At 70.6% G+C, this 18,255-nt stretch carries 16 protein-coding genes; 10 read left to right on the top strand and 6 right to left on the bottom strand.

Going from position 1 to position 18,255, the window contains the following annotated elements; translation table 11 throughout:
* The first annotated feature begins 151 nt into the window (after positions 1-151).
* The 9 genes from WMF31_RS21315 (at position 152) to WMF31_RS21355 (ending at position 8,767) form a co-directional block, all read left to right on the top strand.
* The gene (locus WMF31_RS21315; protein ID WP_436603713.1) at positions 152-1,795 is read left to right on the top strand and encodes a hypothetical protein; all 1,644 of its coding nucleotides are present in this window, start codon (positions 152-154) and stop codon (positions 1,793-1,795) included.
* Positions 1,796-1,842: 47 nt separating this feature from the next.
* The gene (locus WMF31_RS21320) at positions 1,843-2,139 is read left to right on the top strand and encodes a hypothetical protein (RefSeq protein ID WP_436603714.1); all 297 of its coding nucleotides are present in this window, start codon (positions 1,843-1,845) and stop codon (positions 2,137-2,139) included.
* Positions 2,140-2,651: 512 nt separating this feature from the next.
* Positions 2,652-3,653, top strand: coding sequence for a PAS domain-containing protein (locus WMF31_RS21325; RefSeq protein ID WP_436603715.1), 1,002 nt, complete (start codon positions 2,652-2,654; stop codon positions 3,651-3,653).
* 286 nt (positions 3,654-3,939) lie between these two features.
* Positions 3,940-4,572 carry a cysteine hydrolase family protein gene (locus tag WMF31_RS21330; RefSeq protein ID WP_436603716.1) on the top strand — a complete coding sequence of 211 codons (633 nt, stop codon included), beginning with the start codon at positions 3,940-3,942 and terminating at the stop codon, positions 4,570-4,572.
* A 3-nt stretch (positions 4,573-4,575) separates the two neighbouring features.
* Positions 4,576-5,421, top strand: coding sequence for an ABC transporter permease (locus WMF31_RS21335; protein WP_436603717.1), 846 nt, complete (start codon positions 4,576-4,578; stop codon positions 5,419-5,421).
* Positions 5,418-6,263: an ABC transporter ATP-binding protein gene (locus tag WMF31_RS21340; RefSeq protein ID WP_436603718.1), complete on the top strand. Its 846-nt coding sequence runs from the start codon at positions 5,418-5,420 to the stop codon at positions 6,261-6,263. The genes WMF31_RS21335 and WMF31_RS21340 overlap by 4 nt, the downstream gene beginning before the upstream one ends.
* A complete protein-coding gene (locus tag WMF31_RS21345; protein ID WP_436603719.1) occupies positions 6,260-7,315 on the top strand; it encodes an ABC transporter substrate-binding protein in 1,056 nt (351 codons plus the stop codon). The genes WMF31_RS21340 and WMF31_RS21345 overlap by 4 nt, the downstream gene beginning before the upstream one ends.
* Positions 7,312-7,764: a nucleoside deaminase gene (locus WMF31_RS21350; protein ID WP_436603720.1), complete on the top strand. Its 453-nt coding sequence runs from the start codon at positions 7,312-7,314 to the stop codon at positions 7,762-7,764. The genes WMF31_RS21345 and WMF31_RS21350 overlap by 4 nt, the downstream gene beginning before the upstream one ends.
* A 73-nt stretch (positions 7,765-7,837) precedes the next feature.
* Entirely contained in the window at positions 7,838-8,767 is a 930-nt protein-coding gene (locus tag WMF31_RS21355; protein ID WP_436603721.1) for a phosphatase PAP2 family protein, read from the top strand.
* A gap of 30 nt (positions 8,768-8,797) precedes the next feature.
* On the opposite strand, the gene minE is transcribed toward WMF31_RS21355, so the two are convergent.
* Together minE and minD are read right to left on the bottom strand one after the other, a co-directional pair.
* Complete coding sequence (gene minE / locus WMF31_RS21360) at positions 8,798-9,106, bottom strand: cell division topological specificity factor MinE (RefSeq protein ID WP_436603722.1); 309 nt, start codon at positions 9,104-9,106, stop codon at positions 8,798-8,800.
* An 11-nt stretch (positions 9,107-9,117) separates the two neighbouring features.
* A complete protein-coding gene (gene minD, locus WMF31_RS21365; RefSeq protein ID WP_129347719.1) occupies positions 9,118-9,945 on the bottom strand; it encodes a septum site-determining protein MinD in 828 nt (275 codons plus the stop codon).
* Between the two features lie 520 nt (positions 9,946-10,465).
* On the opposite strand from minD, the gene WMF31_RS21370 reads away from it, so the two are divergent.
* Positions 10,466-12,181: an ABC transporter substrate-binding protein gene (locus WMF31_RS21370; RefSeq protein WP_436606580.1), complete on the top strand. Its 1,716-nt coding sequence runs from the start codon at positions 10,466-10,468 to the stop codon at positions 12,179-12,181.
* A 34-nt stretch (positions 12,182-12,215) separates the two neighbouring features.
* On the opposite strand, the gene WMF31_RS21375 is transcribed toward WMF31_RS21370, so the two are convergent.
* From WMF31_RS21375 to minC, 4 genes are all read right to left on the bottom strand, one after another.
* Positions 12,216-13,799, bottom strand: coding sequence for a carboxypeptidase regulatory-like domain-containing protein (locus tag WMF31_RS21375; RefSeq protein ID WP_436603723.1), 1,584 nt, complete (start codon positions 13,797-13,799; stop codon positions 12,216-12,218).
* A gap of 219 nt (positions 13,800-14,018) precedes the next feature.
* Positions 14,019-14,597 carry a hypothetical protein gene (locus tag WMF31_RS21380; RefSeq protein ID WP_436603724.1) on the bottom strand — a complete coding sequence of 193 codons (579 nt, stop codon included), beginning with the start codon at positions 14,595-14,597 and terminating at the stop codon, positions 14,019-14,021.
* Between the two features lie 586 nt (positions 14,598-15,183).
* On the bottom strand, positions 15,184-16,788 hold the full coding sequence (locus WMF31_RS21385) for an endo-1,3-alpha-glucanase family glycosylhydrolase (protein WP_436603725.1): 1,605 nt from the start codon (positions 16,786-16,788) through the stop codon (positions 15,184-15,186).
* A gap of 497 nt (positions 16,789-17,285) precedes the next feature.
* Entirely contained in the window at positions 17,286-18,080 is a 795-nt protein-coding gene (gene minC / locus WMF31_RS21390; protein ID WP_436603726.1) for a septum site-determining protein MinC, read from the bottom strand.
* Between the last annotated feature and the right edge of the window lie 175 nt (positions 18,081-18,255).

The raw sequence follows: 18,255 nt of genomic DNA on the forward strand, positions 1-18,255 counted from the left end.
CGATCCCGGCCAGCGCCGCCCGAGGAGCTTGACCCGGTGAACGGGCCACGAGCCACGCGGCGCTGCGCGGGACATCTGCAGAACCAATCGCTCTCGGCGGCCGCACGGGAACCCGGGCGCGGCCGCCATGGATAACCCAGGGGCTTCGAACATGAACCGATTGAAGGTTGCGAACCTGTTTGGTGCGTCGATTGTCTTGATGGCGGCGGCCGCGCACGCGCAGACCCCCCCGCCGCCCGCGGCGCAGGTGCCGCCGGCCCAGCCCGCGGCCCCGGGCGCTCCCCCGGCCGGGGCGGCCCAGCCCGCGGCCCCGGCCGCCCCGCCGGCCGCGGCGGCCCCGGCCGCTCCCCCGGCCGCGGCGGCCCAGCCCGCGGCCCCGGCCGCTCTGCCGGCCGCGGCGGCGCCGGCTCCCCAGCCGACGGACGCCGCCGCGACGCAGCAGCCGCCGGCCACGGAGGCGCCGGCCACGCCCCCGCCGCTCCCGGGGGCCGCGCCCGTGGCTCCGGCTCCGCAGCCGATCCCCCCGGCGGAGGCCGCCAAGCCCGCCGCTCCATCCCCCGTGCCCGTGACATCCAAGTGGGACGTCACGGCCTACGGGATGGTGGAGTTCGACATCATGCACGACTCCACCCAGAGCTTCGGCGAGTCGGTGGGGGCCACGGTGATCCAGACCGACGACACCTACGCGGGCACGCACGGCCGCACGCATTTCACGGCGCGGAACTCCCGGTTCGGCGTCAGGGTGCACGCGCCCGAGTACGCGGGGATCAAGACCACCGCCACCCTGGAGCTGGACTTCTTCGGCAGCCAGGCCCCCAACATCGCCGAAGCCCCGATGGTGAGCAGCGGCACTTTCCGCATGCGGCAGGCGTTCATCAAGGCCGAGGCGGGCTCCGTCGAGGTCCTGATCGGCCAGTACTATCAGCTGTTCGGGTGGCAGCCGTTCTTCTCCCCGGCCACCTCGTCCTTCTTCCCGCTGGTGAACCAGGTATTCGGGCGGATGCCGCAGGTTCGCCTTGGCTACTCGTTGAAGACGGATCCCCTCAACCTCGAGATCGCCGCGGCCGCCAACAAAGGGCCGCAGCGCGACTCCGAGATACCGGACGTGCACGCGGGGCTCCGCGTGGGCTTCAACGGCTGGAGGGGGATCCACACGCTCGGCGCCGGCGGGATGTTGCATAACCCGCTGACGATCGGCGTCTCGGGCGCGTATCGCCACTTCAAGGTCAGGGAGTTCTCCGCCGCCCCGGTCTACTCGAGATCGGGGCACGGCTACGGGCTCTCGGTCGGCGCGATGGTCCCGATCATCCCGGCCAGCTCGCTGGACGACCCGGGCAACGCGCTCACGCTGACCGGCTCGCTCTTCACCGGCACCGGCATCGCGGACCTGGTCGGCGTGGCGGGCAACGTGCCGCCCCCGGCTCTCCCGGACGGGACGGCCTTCGCGCCGAACATCGACAACGGCCTCGTGACCTACGACGCGAACGGCCGCCTGAAGACCCTCGGCTGGACGGGGTGGATGGTCGGGCTCCAGTACTATCTGCCCCCCTCGGGGCGCGTCTCCGTCGCCGCGAACTACACCCAGGGCTGGTCGGACCACCTCACGGCGGAGAACGGTTACAGCGATCTCCGCACCGCCTTCAGCGAGTCGCGCTACGTCGACGGCACCGTGTTCGTCGACGTCACGCCGGCCATCCGTGCGGGCCTCTCGTATCAGTACTCGCACCAGACCTTCCCCGACGACGTGACGGCGGACAACGGGCGCACCAAGCTGTCGCTCTACTGCTTCTTCTAGACGGCGAGGGCCTCCCCTGCCCTCCGCCGCGCTTCGGGCTCTTGCTCGTGGCCGCGTCGGTCCGTTACGCCGTCTCGCCCGAGCGGCGGTTCGTGCCGCTCCAGGTGAGCCTCGGTATCCTCACGCTGGTGGCCGGTGGGCTCGGGTTCGTCGCCGGCACCCTCAAGTCGTTCATGGCCGTGGGCGCGGTGGCGCCCGACACGCGCTGGATCTGGATGCTCGGCCTCGGCGAGGCGCACAACAACGTCGCGCTGGCGCTGGCCCTGCTCGCCCTCGCGTCGCTCGCCGCGACCGTCGGGGCCTACCGCGTCGCGCAGTCGGCGCACGGTCGATCGCCCGCCTGAGGCGAGGCGGCGCCGCGCCGGAGCCCACCCGGCCGGCGCTCTGGGGCGGTCCGGGCTGCCCGACCCACGGACGGGGTGTTCGGCGCGGGCCGCGCCGTCAGGCGAGGCGCGCCGCGATGAGCGGGATGTCGTCTTCGAGGAAGTCGGGCCGAGAGGCGAACCGCCATGACGCCAAGGGCGCCAAGAAACCAGGGAAGTGGAAGGGGAAGATGGACGGACACCCCTTCCCCTCTCTTCTTGGCGTCGTTGGCGCCATGGCGGTTCTTCTGCTGATCCGGGGCAACTTCCCGCAGCAGTGCTAACGGAGCCGCCGTGATGCGAGCAACATCGAGCGAGAAGCGAGACCCAATATCGACCGGGACGACAAGGACGACGACAGGGACAGAGAGAGCAGCAGCGCCAAGACAACGCGCCCTCCCGACCTCGCGGCACTCGCTCGACAGAGGACATCGGTCGCCTTGACAGGCGAGGCGGCCCGGGCAATCATGAGACGGTTGCGATGAGACCGATCCATGGAACCCCGGATGCCGCGCGAGGGCGATGATCGTCAGACTCCCGGCGACGAGGTGACGGCGCTCCGCGCGCACGTCGCCGAGCTGGAGCGAGAGCTGGCAGAGGCTCGCGCGGCGCTGTCCGCGGAGAGCCCCGTCGAGCCGGCGGACCTGCTCGACCGGATCGGCGCCGCGCGGTCGTCCTCGGTGTACGCCGCGCTGCTCGACGCGATCCCGGCGATGGTCTTCTTCAAGGATCGACATCACCGGTACCTCATCGTCAACAAGGCATACGCCGCCCACTACCAGCTCCCGGTCGAGAAGATCATCGGAAAGCGCGACGAGGACATCTTCGTCGAGGAGACCGCGCGCAGCTACCACGACAACGACGAGGACATCATGTCGACCGGGATTCCCCGGCTCAACGTGGAGCTCCAGTACAGGCGCGAGGACGGGACGGACGGCTGGACGCTGGAGAACAACGTCCCTTACCGCGACGCGGAGGGGCGCGTGGTCGGGATGGCGGGGGTCGTGATCGACATGACCGACCGCAAGAGGGCAGAAGAGGCGCTGCGGCGCGCCGAGGACGACCTGCTCGCCACCCAGGAGCGCCTGCTCGCGACGATAGCCACGCTGTCGGCGCCCGTCCTGCCGATCGACGAGGGCATCCTGGTCCTCCCGATCGTGGGAAATATCAGCACGATGCGGAGCGCCCAGATCATGGAGGCGCTCCTCCACGGCGTGGAGCGCCACGACGCCGACTTCGTGATCATCGACCTCACCGGCGTCCCGCTCATCGACAGCGCCGTCGCGCGCCACCTCCTGCGCGCGGTGCAAGCCGTCAGCCTGCTCGGCGCGCAGTGCGTCCTCGCCGGCATCTCCGCGGGCACCGCCCAGTCGCTGGTGCACACCGGGGACGCGCTGGCGGAGCTCATCATCCGGCGAGATCTCCGGGCCGCCGTGCGTTACGCGATGGCCCGGCGAAGCGCCATGGCCCGAAGGCTCCAGACGGTGCTCGGGTAGAGGGCGCGAGACGCGGCCGTCGGGCCGGCCCCCCCGCGGTCCCCGGCTCGCCCCGGAGGCCGCCAATCTCGGCCGCTCTCGTCGCACATCCACCCAGCTCGCGCCCCGGGACACGCGCCCGCGCTGATGTGGAGTTCACACAGCATCGCAGCTGCGAAGTACGCCCCCACGGGATCGATCGTGCTTGACGGTCCGCCGGCAGGCTGGTGAGATTCCTGAGGGTTCACCCTGGCATGGCAGGGCGGTTGTCCCGTTCGACCCGCGGGCGAAGGCGTCTGCGTTCGCCATGCGCAATCACAGGAGCACCCACCCCACGATGACGCCGCGCATCCGTCCGCTGCCCCTCGAGAAGATCCACCCCGCCGACACGGCGCTGCTCGTCATCGACATGCAGCGCGACTTCGTCGACGCGGGCGCTCCGTGCGAGGCGCGCGGGGCCCGGGAGCTCGTGCCAACCGTCAATTCGCTCGTCGCGTGGGCGAAAAAGAACCAGCTCCCGATCGTCTTCTCCCAGGAGATGCACAGGCCGGATCGGAGCGACTATGGCATCGAGCTCGAGTTCGAGCCGCTGCACTGCATCGAGGGGACCCGCGGGAGCGAGATGGCCGACGGCGTGGAGGTCGCGGAGGGCGCCCTCTGGATCCGCGCCAAGCGGCGATATGACTGCTTCATGGGCACCGAGCTCGACCTCCTGCTGCGGCAAAGGCGGGTCACGAACCTCGTCTGCTGCGGTGTTTGCACCAACATCTGCGTGATGAGCACGGTGCTCACCGCCAGGAACATGGATTACCGTGTCCTCGTGCCGGCCGACGCGGTCGCCGGGACGTCCGTCGCGCTCCACGAGGCCGCGCTCTGCTGCATGGGCGACGTGTTCGCCTACATCACCGACAGCGCCTCGGTGATGCGTTTGTGGAGCTAGGGCATGCTCGTCGACGCGAAGCCGCGCGCCCCGTCGCGACAGTGCGGACGCGCCCCTCCCCGCTGGCTCGCCCTGGGCCGCCCCGTCTCGGGGCGGGCGCGCCTCGCGCTCGGCGCGGCGAGCATCCTCCTGACGCTCGCGGCGTACGCCTCGCTCGCGGGGCGAGACGGGGTGAACAGCGTCGTCGTGCCGACGCTCGGGAGCGTCGCGCGCGCCGCGGCGGACGCGCTCGTCGCCGAGGAGTTCTGGATCGACGTCGAGCACAGCTTCCTGCGCGTCACGGCGGGGTTCGTCGCCGCCGCGGTCCTGGCCGTCCCGCTCGGCGTGCTCGCCGGCGCGTTCCGCTCGGTCGCCGCGCTGCTCGAGCCGCCGACCGAGTTCCTCCGCTACGTCCCGGTGCCGGCGCTCATCCCGCTCGTCATGATCGTCGCCGGCATCGGCGAGGGCGCGAAGGTGCTCCTCGTGTTCCTGGGCACCTTCTTTCAGCTCCTGCTCATGACCGCGGACGAGGTGCGGCGGGTGCCGGCGCCCCTCGTCCAGATCAGCCAGAGCCTGGGCGCGACGCGGCGTGAGATCGTCTGGCGCGTCATGGCCCCCGCGGCCCTCCCCGGGATCTGGAGCGCGCTGCGCATGTGCAACGGGTGGGCCTGGAGCTACGTCGTCGTCGCGGAGCTCGTGGCGGCGACGGAGGGGCTCGGCTTTCGCATCCTGCGTTTTTACCGCTTCATCCAGACGCCGAGCATCTATGCTTATCTGGCGGTGCTCGGGCTCCTGGGCCTCGGCCTGGACTGGGTGTTCCGCGCGGCGCATCGCCGGCTGTTCCGCTGGGCGCCGGGGGGCGGGCCATGAAGCTATCCATCCGAGGCGTCACCAAATCCTACGCGGGCCGGCGCGGCGAGACGAGCGCCCTCTCCGCGATCGATCTGGACGCGGGCGAGGGCGAGTTCGTCAGCCTGGTGGGCCCCTCCGGGTGCGGCAAATCGACGCTCCTGCACATCGCCGCCGGGCTCGAGCCGGCGACCACCGGCGGCGTCGCCCTCGACGGCGAGCCCGTGCTCGGCCCGGGCGCCGAGCTCGGCCTCGTCTTCCAGCAGCAGACGCTGTTTCCCTGGCTCAGCGTGCGGGAGAACGTCCGCTTTCCGCTGACGCTCGCGAGGAGCCGCGCGAGGGGGCTCGCGGCGGCCCCGGACCGGCAGGCGGCCCGCGTCGAGGGCCTCCTGCGCCTGGTCGGGCTGTGGGACTTCCGCGACAGCTACCCCGGGGAGCTGAGCGGCGGCATGCAGCAGCGCGCGGCCCTCGCGCGCGCGCTCGTGGCGCAGCCCGAGGTGCTGCTCATGGACGAGCCGTTCGGCGCGCTCGACGCCCAGACGCGCGAGCAGATGCAAGAGCTCCTCTTGCACCTCATCCAGCGCCACCGCATCACGACGCTGTTCGTCACGCACGACGTGGACGAGGCGCTGCTCCTGTCCGATCGCGTCGTGGTCTTCTCCGGGCGGCCCGGCCGCGTCCTGGCCAGCGTCCACGTGCCATTCCCGCGGGAGGCGCGCGCGCCGGAGCTCAAGCTCGATGACGCGTTCCTGCGCCTCAAGCGAGAGCTCCTGGCGCTCCTCTTCGGGAGCGCGCGCTCCGAGGCGCAGCGCGACCGTTGGCTCTCCGGGCTCACCAGCACACAACCAGAAGGGGGATCATGAACCGAAGAACCGTCTTGCGAGAGCTCGGGGCAGCCCTCGCCTGTCTCGCCCTGTCCGTGGGCTGCTCGAACAAGGAGCCGGCGGCCCGCGGCGCCGGGCCCGCCGCCGGGCCGGAGCAGCGCGCCGGGGACGCGAAGGCGCCCGCGCCGCCCGCCGCGCCGGTGAAGCTCACCGTGGGGCACGACCTGTGGATCGGCTATGCGGGCGTGTTCCTCGCGAACGAGCTCGGGTATTTCAAGGAGGCCGGGCTGGACGTCGGGCTCAAGCCGTTCTCGAACCCGGGGGACACGCTCGCCGCGCTCGCGTCGAGCCAGCTCGACATCGGCCTCACGACGCTGCAGAACCTCGCCGTCGTGAACGGCAACGGCGACACGGACATCGTGGCCATCGCCCTGATCGACAGCTCGAACGGCGCGGACGCGGTGGTGGCCCGAGAGGGCATCGCCTCCATGGCCGATCTCAAGGGCAAGACCGTCGCCCTCACGCTCGGCGAGGTCAACCACATGCTGTTCCTCCTGGGCCTCGAGAAGGCCGGGCTCCGCGCGGACGACGTGAAGATCACGAGCATGAGCGCGGACGACGCCGGCGCCGCGTTCGTGGCCGGGAAGGTCGACGCGGCGGTGACCTGGGAGCCGTGGATCACCAAGGCGACCAAGGGCGGGGGTCACGTGATCTTCAGCAGCGCCAGCGTCCCCGACACGATCGCGGACTCGGTGGCCGTGCGCCGCTCCAGGCTCGCCGAGGGGAAGGACGCGTACGCGAAATTCCTCGGCGCCATCGACCGAGGGGTCCGCTCCCTGCGGAGCGACCCCGACAGGGCGCTCCCCATCGTCGGCAAGTACTTGAACGCTCCGGCCGAGGACGTGAAGCGCATGCTGGACGGCGACAAGATCTACGGCCTGGCCGAGAACAAGCAGCTCTTCGGCACGGCGGACAGGCCCGGGCCCGTGTACGCCACGATGAAATACGTGGTCGATTTCGCGGCGCAATCGGGGCTCGTCAAGAAGGCCCCGGCGCCGGAGTCGCTGCTCGATCCGGGGTTCGTCCGGTGAGCGACGAGGCGCTGATGGCGCGGGCGCTGGAGCTCGCGCGCGGCGCGCTCGCGGCGGGCGAGCCGCCGTTCGGCGCGCTCGTGGTCGCTCCGGACGGCGCGATCCTCGCCGAGGCGACCGACGAGGTGAACGGCCGGCGCGACATGACGTGGCACGCCGAGGTGGGCGCGGTCCGGCGCGCCTGCGCGGCCGCCGGGCCGGACCTCCGGGGGACCACGCTGTACACGACCGTGGAGCCCTGCCCGATGTGCTTCACCGCGGCCTGGCTCGCGCGGGTCAGCCGCGTCGTCTTCGGCTGCACGATGCAGGAGGTCACGCGCGCGACCGGCGGCGCGCAGCGCGAGCTGGTCGTGGCCGCCTCGTGGATGAACGCGCGCTCCGGCGCGCCGCTCGACCTGCTCGGCGGCGTGCTCGGCGCGCGGTGCCTCGCGCTGTTCCGCGGGAGGTAGCGCGCCGGCCGGCGAGCGCGGGTCGGGGCGGCGGGATCCCCGGGCGCCACCCCCGTAGTATCCTGCGCGCCCCATGAGCCCGCAGCCCGCGTGTCCCGTCGCCGACAGAGCACCTCCACCTCGCCGCCGCCGGCGCCCCGGCCGGGCCCGCCGGCGCGGCGCGGCCGCGATCGCCGCGCCGCTCGCGCTCGCGCTCGCGCTGACCGCGCGCGCCGGCGAGGCCAGCGAGCCGGCGGCCGGCGATCGTATCACGTACAACCTCCCCCTCGACCTCGGGATCACCATCGCCGCGGGGACCCTCTGGCTCGGCACGCAGCTCGGGCAGGAGGTGCTCGCCGCGGATCGCTGCGGCTGGTGCGATCGGAACGGCGACGGCTCCGACGCGCTGAACGGCCTCGACGGCGCCGCGCGGTCGCTCCGGTGGGCGGACCCCACGGCGGCCAACACCGCGAGCGACGTCCTCGGCTACGTGGTCAGCCCCGCCTCGGCCCTCGGGCTCAACGCGCTGGCGGCGGGCCTCGACGACCGCCTGGACGAGGCGTGGATCAACTCACTGCTCATCGCCGAGGCGACCTTCGTGGCCTCGATGACGACCCAGCTCGTCAAGTTCGCGGTGGCCCGCGAGCGCCCCTTCGTGCACTACCGCTCGGACGAGGTCACGAAGCCGAGCGACAACAACGTCTCGTTCTTCTCCGCGCACACGAACTTCTCGTTCGCCATCGCCGTGTCGAGCGGCATGGTCGCCAGCCTGCGCGGCTACCGTCACGCGCCCTGGGTCTGGGCGGGGGGGCTCCCCATCGCGGCCGGCATCGGATACCTGCGGATCGCCGCCGACCGGCACTACTTCACCGACGTGATCACGGGCGCCGTCGTCGGCACGCTGAGCGGCGTCCTCGTCCCCCTCCTGTTCCACGCGGCCCCCGCGAAGGCCGAGCGCGCGAGCCTCGCCCCGTCGAGCGTGTCCGTGAGCGACAGGGTGATCTCGGCGACCTGGCGCTTCTGAGGCCGCCGCGCGTGGCCGCGGCGGGCCTCCTCAGAAGTTGCGCGCGGCGGCGGCGAGGCCGCGCGACGCGGCGCGGGCGGCGCGCTCGGACTCGGAGAGGACGACGTTCAGCTCGAGCACGTCGCAGTCGCCGCTGCGCTCGACGTTGACGCTCACCTGATCGAGGTCGATGCGCTCGTATCTCGAGATGACCTGGAGCAGCTCCTGCTTGAGCCGCGGCAGGTAGTCCGGCTCACCGGTGTGGCGCACCCGCTCGCGCGCCACGATGATCTGCAGCCGCTCCTTCGCGACCGTCGCCGACTTCGGCTGCGATCTGCGGAAGTAATCCATGATCGACATGGCTCGCCCTCCTAGGCGGTGGCCGCCTGGCCGCCGAAGATCCGGCTGAAGAAGCCCTTCTTGACCGGATCGAGGAACCGGTGGGGGCGCTCCTCGCCGAGGAAGCGCTGGACCACATCGAGGTAGGCCTGCGCCGCGTCGCTCGTCGGATCGAGCACCACCGGCGTCCCGGCGTTCGACGCCTGGAGCACCGCCTGAGACTCCGGGATCACGCCGAGCAGCGGGATGCCGAGGAGCTCCAGGACGTCCTTGTGCGCGAGCATCTCGCCCCGGGCGACGCGCGCGGGCGCGTACCGCGTGAGGAGGAGGTGCGTGCGCACCGGCTCCTCGCCGAGCTCGGCCCTGCGCGTCTTCGCGTCGAGCAGGCCGAGCACGCGGTCCGAGTCCCGCACCGAGGAGACCTCGGGGTTCGTGACCACGATCGCCTCGTCCGCGAAGTACATCGCCATCTGGGCGCCCCACTCGATGCCCGCGGGCGAGTCGCAGAAGATGTAATCGAAGCCGGAGGCGCGCAGCTCGTCGAGGACGCGCCCGACGCCTTCCATGCTGAGGGCGTCCTTGTCGCGCGTCTGCGACGCGGGGAGCACGTACAGGGTCTCGATCCGCTTGTCACGGATCAGCGCCTGACGGAGCGTCGCCTCGCCGCGGAGGACGTTGACGAGATCGTAGACCACGCGGCGCTCGCACCCCATCACGAGATCGAGGTTGCGGAGGCCCACGTCGAAGTCGATGGCAACCGTCTTGTACCCGAGCGCCGCGATGCCGGACGCGAGGTTAGCGGTCGTGGTGGTCTTGCCGACTCCGCCTTTGCCCGAGGTGACGACGACTACCTTTGACACCAGGAACCTCCTTGTTGGTTCGAACGACGTGGCTGTCCGTTGGCCGAGCCCGCTCGGGTGCTCGTCTCCCGGCGTCCGATCGGCGCCGTCGACAGAAATTGAGAGCTCGGCGCCTGCCCGAGTCCATCGAGGCCGGGGACGCGCTCGGAGGGGTACGTCATCACGAAACGGAGGAACAACTTTTTGGCGGCGAAATTTCGGAGCGTAGCCCGGTCGGCCTCACGGATCCAAATTCCCTACATGTAGGCAATTGCCCGACCCCCACGACGGGGTTCCCGGCGCCGAGAGGCTCGGCAATGACGGAATATTTGTAGGTTTATCGAATTTGACACGCGCGCACGCCCACCGATAACGTGGGCGCCAAGGATTGTCGTGTTCGGCAGGGGGGGCGTTGCGGCAGCGACTCCTTGGCTGTGCCGCTCTGCCGGGCGACGGCGCCGCGTGCTGTCACCGAGAGGGAGCGTGGCGGGGGGCCGGGGTCGCCCGCGTGAAGAGGCCTATGCTGAAGACGAGTCGTTCGATGCGCCGCCGCGGGTTCGTGCTGTCGGCGCTGCTCCTGTCCGCCGGCGCCGCGGCGGGCTGCTCTTCCAAGGAGAGAGCCCAGACCGCCTCCGGCGCGCCCGACGGCGCCGCGACGGCCGCGTCCGCGGCGAAGCCCGCGCAGAAGGGCCCCGCGATGGTCACCATCGCCAGGGAGCAGCAGGCCACGTGGGTGCGCAACTTCAACCCCCTGCTCGCCGAGGGGAACGTGCGTTTCCCGACGGTCGCCGGCATCTACGAGCCGATGCTCATCTACAACACGATGAGGAACGAGTACACGCCGTGGCTCGCGACCCGGTACGAGTGGAGCGAGCAGAACACGAAACTGACCTTCACGATCCGCCCCGACGTCAAGTGGTCCGACGGCGAGGCGTTCACGGCAAAGGACGTGGCGTTCACGTTCGGGCTGCTCAAGAAGCACCCGGCGCTCGACCTCTCGGGCGTCTGGAAGTTCGTCGGCGCCGTGACGGCCAGGGACGCCTCCACCGTCGAGTTCGCGCTGAAGCGGCCCTATGTCCCCGGGCTCAGCTACATCGGACACCAGCCGATCGTCCCCGAGCACACGTGGAAAGACGTCGCGGATCCGGTCACGTACGCGAACGAGAACCCCGTGGCGACAGGCCCCTTCACCGAGGTGAAGGTCTTCCAGAACCAGATCTACGAGCTCGGACGGAACCCGAACTACTGGCAGAAGGGCAAGCCGGCGGTCGACGGGCTGCGCTTCCCGGCGTACCCCAGCAACGATCAGGTCAGCCTGGCGCTCACGAGCGGCGAGGTCGACTGGGCGGGCGCCTTCGTCCCCGACATCGAGAGGACGTTCGTCGCCAAGGATCCGGCGCACCATCATTACTGGTTCCCGCTCGTGGGCGGCACGGCCACGCTCTATCCGAACAGCACCAGGAAGCCGTTCGACGACGTGCGGGTGCGCAAGGCGATCAGCATGGCCATCGACCGGGAGCAGATCGTCAAGATCGCGGCGAACAACTACACGCACGGCGCGGACGCGACCGGGCTGGACGACTCCTACGAGCGCTTCCGCAACGAGGAGGCCGTGGCCGCGGGCGACTGGGTGAAGCTCGACGTGGCGCGGGCGAACAAGATCCTCGACGAGGCGGGCTATCCGAGGGGCGCCGACGGCATCCGGATGAGGGGCGGCAAGCCGATACGCTTCGACATCAACGTCGTGACCGGCTGGTCCGACTGGGTCCGCGCGGTCCAGATCATCACGCAGAACCTGAAGCAGATCGGCCTCGACGCCTCGCTCAGGACGTACGACTTCAGCGCGTTCTTCGAGGCGCTCCAGAAGGGCACGTTCGACATGTCGATGGGCTGGACCACGGTCGAGCCCACCCCCTACAACTTCTACCGCGATCTCATGGGCACGGAGCTCGTGAAGCCCGTCGGCGAGATGAGCGCGCGCAACTGGCACCGCTTCGGGGCCAAGCAGGCCGACCCGCTGTTCCAGCAGTTCGAGGCCGCGACGGATCCGGCCGAGCAGAAGCGCATCCTCGACGCGATCCAGAGGATCTTCGTCGAGGCGGCGCCGGTGATCCCGCTCTTCAAGAACCCGTCCTGGGGCGAGTACAACTCCAGGCGATTCACGGGGTTCCCCACCCAGCAGAACCCGTATGCCAAGCTGACGCCGAACAACCCGCCGGAGTACCTGCTCGTGCTCACCGAGATCCGGCCGAGGTGACGGCCCCGCCACCCGGCCGGACCAGGGCGGCGGCTCAGTTCGTGTCCTCCGCGGCGGGCTTGGGGGTCACGTCCAGGTTCACGGTCGCGACGCCGCCCTCCTCGACGTGGACGCCCTTGCCCACCGAGGTCGTCATGGCGGTGACCACGTACCCCCCCGCGGCGAGGGCGGGCACGCGGAAGCTGCCGTCCCTGTCGGTCACCGGCATGTAGCGCTCGAAGCCCTGCTTGCGGCCGCGGTTGGAGGCGATCAGGAGGCGAACCCCGGCGAGGGGCCTGTCGCCGGCGGTGATGCGCCCGCGGATCTCGCCGGTCCCCTCGCCGAAGAGGGAGATGTCGCGGCTCACCACCTCGCCCTCCTTGACGTTCACGGACACCATGGCCGCCCGGGTCCCCTCGCGCAGCTCGAGGCGCACCCGCTCGGCGGGTAGATCGTCGATCTGATAGCGTCCCTCGGCGTCGGCCATCACGCTCACGAAGCCGACGGATCGGGAGAGCAGCGTCAGCTTTGCGTGCGGGATCGGCGAGCCGTCACCCCGGCGCGCCACGCCGCGGAGGCTCCCGCCGGCGGACATGACCACCCGGACCGGCTCCGCCTTGCCGCAGTCGGAGAGGGACATGGCCAGCGTGGTCACCGCGTAACTCCCGTCGTAGGCGCGCACCTGGATGTCACCCGTGGGCACATGATCGAGCCGGAAGGTGCCGTCGTCCCCTGTCTGGGTCTGCTGCACGTCGGCCGAGGACTTCAAGGCCATCTCGCTCAGCGCGCCGGCGCCGACGCGCGACTCGGCGTCGATGAACACGCCCGCCAGCGGCGTGCCCTGCGGGTCCTCCACCCTCCCCGAGAGGGCGCACCCGCGGGACAGCGCGAGCTCCACCGAGCCCGTGTCACCGGCCTTCACGGAGAGCACGTCGGAGAGCGCCGGCGCGTGCGCCTCGGCCGTCGCCTTGAGGATCACGCCCCAGGGGGGGATCTGGTCGATGCGGAAGGTCCCATCGGGGCTGTCGAACGTCCTCGAGGTCATCGGCGGCGGCGCCGGCACGTCGTCGGGAGCGGCGGTGAGGACATCGATGGTGAAGCGGCGCACCGGCTCCCTGCGCTCGTCGACGACGCGCCCGGTGATGACGCCGCTCCGCGAGAGGACGAGGCTCACGGTGTCGCCGCTGTGCGCGACCGCGGTGGTCGGGCCGTAGCCGGCCAGATCGGCCTTGAGCTGGTACGTCCCGTCGGGCAGGCTGAGCTCGAAGCGCCCGCGCTCGTCGCTCTTCACGGCGCCCGCGGTCGAGGGGATGTTGCCGGCGACCTCGAACGTCGTCGCGACGACGGCCGCGCCCGCGAGCGTGTTGCCGTCCGTGTCATAGACCTCGCCGACGATCCGCGGGCGCTCGGACTCGCGCGGCCGTGATGGCGCAGGGGCCCTCAGGATGGACCGGTTCCGGTAGGTGGACGCTCGCTTCCGCGCCTCGCCCGGGGCCTCCTCGCGGCTCGCGACGGGGTGCTCTTCAGCCCTGGGGCGGGCGAGCAGCAGCACCGCGGCCGCGATCGCGAGGGCGAGCAGGGCGAGCAGGAGGAGCCTGAACCGATGGAGGTAGCTTGTTCGTGCGTTGTGCTGTTGCATCGTCGTGTCTCCACGTGGCGTACCCCGGCGAGCGCGTCGTCGCGCGGCAGACGCCTGGCACAAAAAGGGAGAGCCGCCGGCGAGCGCCGGCGACTCCCTTTCCGCTGCAGACCGGAGCGCGCCGCCGCCGGTCACCGGAGCTCCCGTGTGCACCCCGGGGAGCTCCGGCCGGCCGCCGCTCGGCGGCGCTTGGATCACGCGTCGAGGATCAGGCGTCCGTCACAGCGTCCCGTCCACGCCCAGCCCCTCACCGCCGCCGTCATCGTCACCATCATCCCCGCCCTCACCCGGATCGCCATTGCCATCGTCACCGCCGCCCGATTGCTGAGTTTCGGTCGAGTCGAAGAAGATGCCGAAGACCACGTAGCCGACCCCCCTGAACACGATGGCGCCGGACAGGTCGTTGTCCCTCTCCTCGCCCAGCACCGTGGCGTTGACCTCCAGCTTCTCGTTATTGAAGATGAGCTTGCTCAGCTGATCCTGATCGTTGACGAGGATGGTGTTGAACGCCACCTCGGCGTTTTCGTCGCAGTCATTGCGACCGAACGTCTTCTGCTCCAGGAGGAAGAAGTTGGTGGTGTCCAGCGGATACCCATTGGCCTCGACCGCGCAGGCGTAAGCGCAGGCGACACTCTCGGCGGCCCAGGGGTTCGCCACACACTCCATCTCACCGATGCCGATGAGCTCATCGAGGACATCAATCTCCACATTCCACCTTTCGTTGGTGTCCAGCGCCATCGCGCTGGCAGAGAGCGTCGCAGCAGCGAGAACGAGCGATGAAACAAGCGACTTCTTCATGGAACCCCTCCAATCATGACCACAGACACACGATCACACACCGGGTCTGCTCTCCCGGCACACAGCTCGACAACGGCCGATGCGCTGGGGCGACGTCTGTCGCCAGCTCATCTGCCGCTCGTAGACCCGAGCGCGGTCACGCGCTCCGCTGAGCTCCGCGTGACGGCGAGCGGTAAGCTATTCCACGCCTTCGCCAGCGCAAGAGCTATTTCGAGACAGGGTGGTTCTTTCATGGTAGTCGCACTGGACGAATCGCTCTTTGTTCCAGCGACTCCAGCGCGCGCGCGCACAGCCATCGTCCCTGCCCCACCGGGCCTGTCGAGGTCTGCTGCAGGTGATCCCGCGGTGCTCCGGGCGTGAACGATCGGCCGTCTCCGACGCGACGGCGATGGTTCGCACGGAACAGCGGCCCCTCCGCGTCCGGCGAGCGCCGATGGCCCGCGCTGCCGGCGCGAACCGCGCTGTCCGGGGTGGAGGCGGCTCGGGTGCCCGGGATAGCGGAGCTCGCGCCCGGACGGAGCTGCGCTGCCCCGAGCGGCCGGACGGGGAAACGCCGGCGCGGCATCCCACACCGCGCGGAGGAAGCCTATTCAGGGCGCTCGCACTCGAGGCTGCCGCCCGCATAGTAGGTCATGTCCTGATAGACGACCTCGCGCTCGATGCGCGTGTCGCTCGTGAGCGACACGATCACCTCTCCATCGCGCTGCAGCTCGAAGGCGGGCGTGGTGCCGGGGACGATCGGCGCGATGAACGAGGTCATGCCGCGCTTCGTGACGTCCATCACCCGGGTGTCGCTGCCCTGGGTGATGATCAGGCGGCCAGGCTCCGTGAGGAACGCGAGGAGCTCGACGTTGTTCTCCGCGGCCGGTCCGGCGGCGATCTTGAAGGCGCCGGCGGTCTGCCTGGTCCTGTCGTAAGGCGCGTTCGTATGCTGCTTCCGGTGGAAGTAGTACAGCGCGTCGCGCGTGATCGCGGGGGCGGCGCCGGTCTTGAACCAGGTCGTGTAATAGGCGATCAGGTCGGCCACGGCATAACCGCGCGCCTGGGACGGCGCGGTCTGCGTCTCCCCGTAGTCGTTCCACGTGACCACGTTGATCCAGGGGGCGTCCCCCCCGATCGCATGATCGAAGAGGGTCCGCAGCGTGCGGCTGTTGGACGGCTCCCAGTGCTTCAGCTCGACGTAGTCCCCCTTGCGCACACGGATGTCCTGGAACCCGGTGCGCGCCACCCAGGTCAGGCCACGGGCCCTGGCGTTCTGGCTCTCCGTGGCGTTCGACGCGCCCTGCGACACGAACTTCCCGTCGAAGATGGAGTATCCCGCGATCTCGTCGTACCACGCGTCGAGGTCCGGGATCTTGTCCCTCGACGTCCGGGACAGGAACACGGGGAACCATGCGATCTCGACGCCTCGCGCGCGCATCTTCGAGCGCAGCGCCTTCCACCAAGAGAGCGGTTTGCCCCCGCTCGACGCCGGGCGCTCCGGGTAGAACGTGGCGATCGGCACGCGGCCGTCGGGCAGCCGGAAGACCGACGGGTGTCCCGTGTAGCTGAGCAGCGTCTCGGCCAGCTCGTCCGGCGTGGCGTTCGACTCCTTGGGGAACCCCGGCCCGAGCAGGATGCGGAACCCTGGATCGACCGCCCGCGCGGCGTCGAGCATCTTTCCTACCTGGTTGAACCTGTCGTCCGAATGGACCTTGCGGTGGGACATCTCGAGGATGAAGCCGTCGAGCCCCATCGCGATGGCTTGCCGGATCTCCACCTCGAAATCGAGCTGCCGCCAGAGCGACTCCGGCCGCGGCGGGCGCTGGAACAGCGGTCGGTCGCGGAGCTGCCCCCCCGTGTCGGCGTACTCCCCGCCCCCCCCGTCGGGGCTCAGCCAGCGCGCATACCAGTCGCCGCTCGGATCGCGGTTGTCGATCGACACGGGATACGGGGGGAAATACCACGCGAACGCCTTCTTTTCGGAGCCGCGGAGCGCCGCCGGGCTGGGCTGATCGAACGGGTAGCAGGGGCTGCCGCTGGCCTCCGACCTGCCGCTGTCACCCGCGGGCTCGCCCCCGCCCGGTGACCGGAGCACGGCGTCCGCGCGGGACGCCCCGTCGACCTCCGACGCTGCCAGCTCGCCGTCACCGCATCCGGAGACAGAGCTCCCGAGCAGCGCAATCGGCAGCGCGATGTGCCACGATTGCATTGGAAACCTCCTGGCCGCGGGCGGGCAGGCCGGTGTCCCGCTCCGGGATGGAATCATCAGATGATCGCTCCGCTCGCCGCCGGAGGTTCGACTCCGTTCGCAGAGGAAGCACCGGTCGACGAGACCGTAGCAACGACAGGGACACGAGCCAGAAGTGTTTACAAAACTAAACATGACAGATCGAATATTACATGACCCGATCGCCACACCCATCTTGTCCAACAGGAGATCACATGAGCGAACCTGTATGACAAAAGTTCAGCGCGCCTGAGAGGTTCTCGCCAGGTTGCCCGGCGCGAGGAGCCCTGTCCGGCGCGCCGCGCGGGGGTGATCCGCCCCGCGCCGGTGGGCCCGCGGCGCGCCGGTGGGCCCGCGGCGCGGCGCTGGCCGCCGTGGGTATCCCCCTTCCGCCCCGTCTTCGTCGATGTCGCGGTGAACGCGCCCGTGCTCGTGAGCGCCGGCGCCCCCGCCCTGAGGCAACGGCGCCCCTCGGCGCGTCACAGCCGGGTGATCACGAGTTCACCGTTCTGCACCGAGATCCGCACCGGCTTCCCGCGGTGCTCGTCGGGGATCTCGTCCGCCATGAGGTAGCGGCCCGCGATCGACACGAACTCCGCCTCGAGGCTCATGCAGAAGATGCTCGCCTCGGCGTTGTTGTGGGCGCCCGCCATGGCGCGGCCCCGGAGCGGGGCATAAACATGGATGTTGTCGTTGGCGATGAGCTCCGCGCCCGAGCTGACCGGCGCGAGGGCCACGAGATCGCCGTGAGGCACGTAGATCACCTGCCCGCTGCGCACCGGCTGCCGCACCGTGAGCCCCGCGGGCGGCGGCTCGCCGACCGGATCGGGCGCGGGCGCCGCGTCGCGTGCCCGCCGGACCGGCCCGGGCGCTGGCGTGGTCGCCGCGCGCTCCGGCGCGCTCGCCTCGGGCGGCGCGGGCTGGCGCGGCGCGCGCGAGAGCGGCGTCCGCAGGACCCCGAGCCCGGCGGCGACGGCCCGCTCGCGCTGGGCGTCGGTGGGGTTGCGCACGGCGATCGGCACGAGGTTGTGCCGCCGCAGCACCGCGGCGACGGCGCCGAGGTCGATGAGCTCATCGCCGAGCGCCTCGAGGTCGAGCAGGACCGGCAGGTGGAGGAAAAAGTGCGGCATCTGCGAGATGTGGTCGGCGAGCTGACGCTCGATCGCCGACACGTCCGCCGTCCGCAGGCTGAGCATCGTGATGGCGGGCATCGTGCCCTTGAGCGCAAACGCCTGCTGCTCCTGCCGCTTCTCCCCTCGCCTGCCCGACACCATCGCTCTCCTCGCTCACAAAAAGGTGCTTGTGCGGCGGCATGGTACCCCGGATCCGGAACGCGCGCGCAGGAAAAACCGGGCGGTGGCCTCGTCTGGGGTGCTCACCGGAGGGGCTGAGTGGCAACGCGGGTGAGCAGAGGAGTCCTCTCGCGCGCCTCGCCGCCGCGGCGGGACG

The sequence above is a fragment of the Sorangium sp. So ce1036 genome (assembly GCF_051369805.1).
Taxonomy (GTDB): domain Bacteria; phylum Myxococcota_A; class Polyangia; order Polyangiales; family Polyangiaceae; genus Sorangium; species Sorangium cellulosum_F.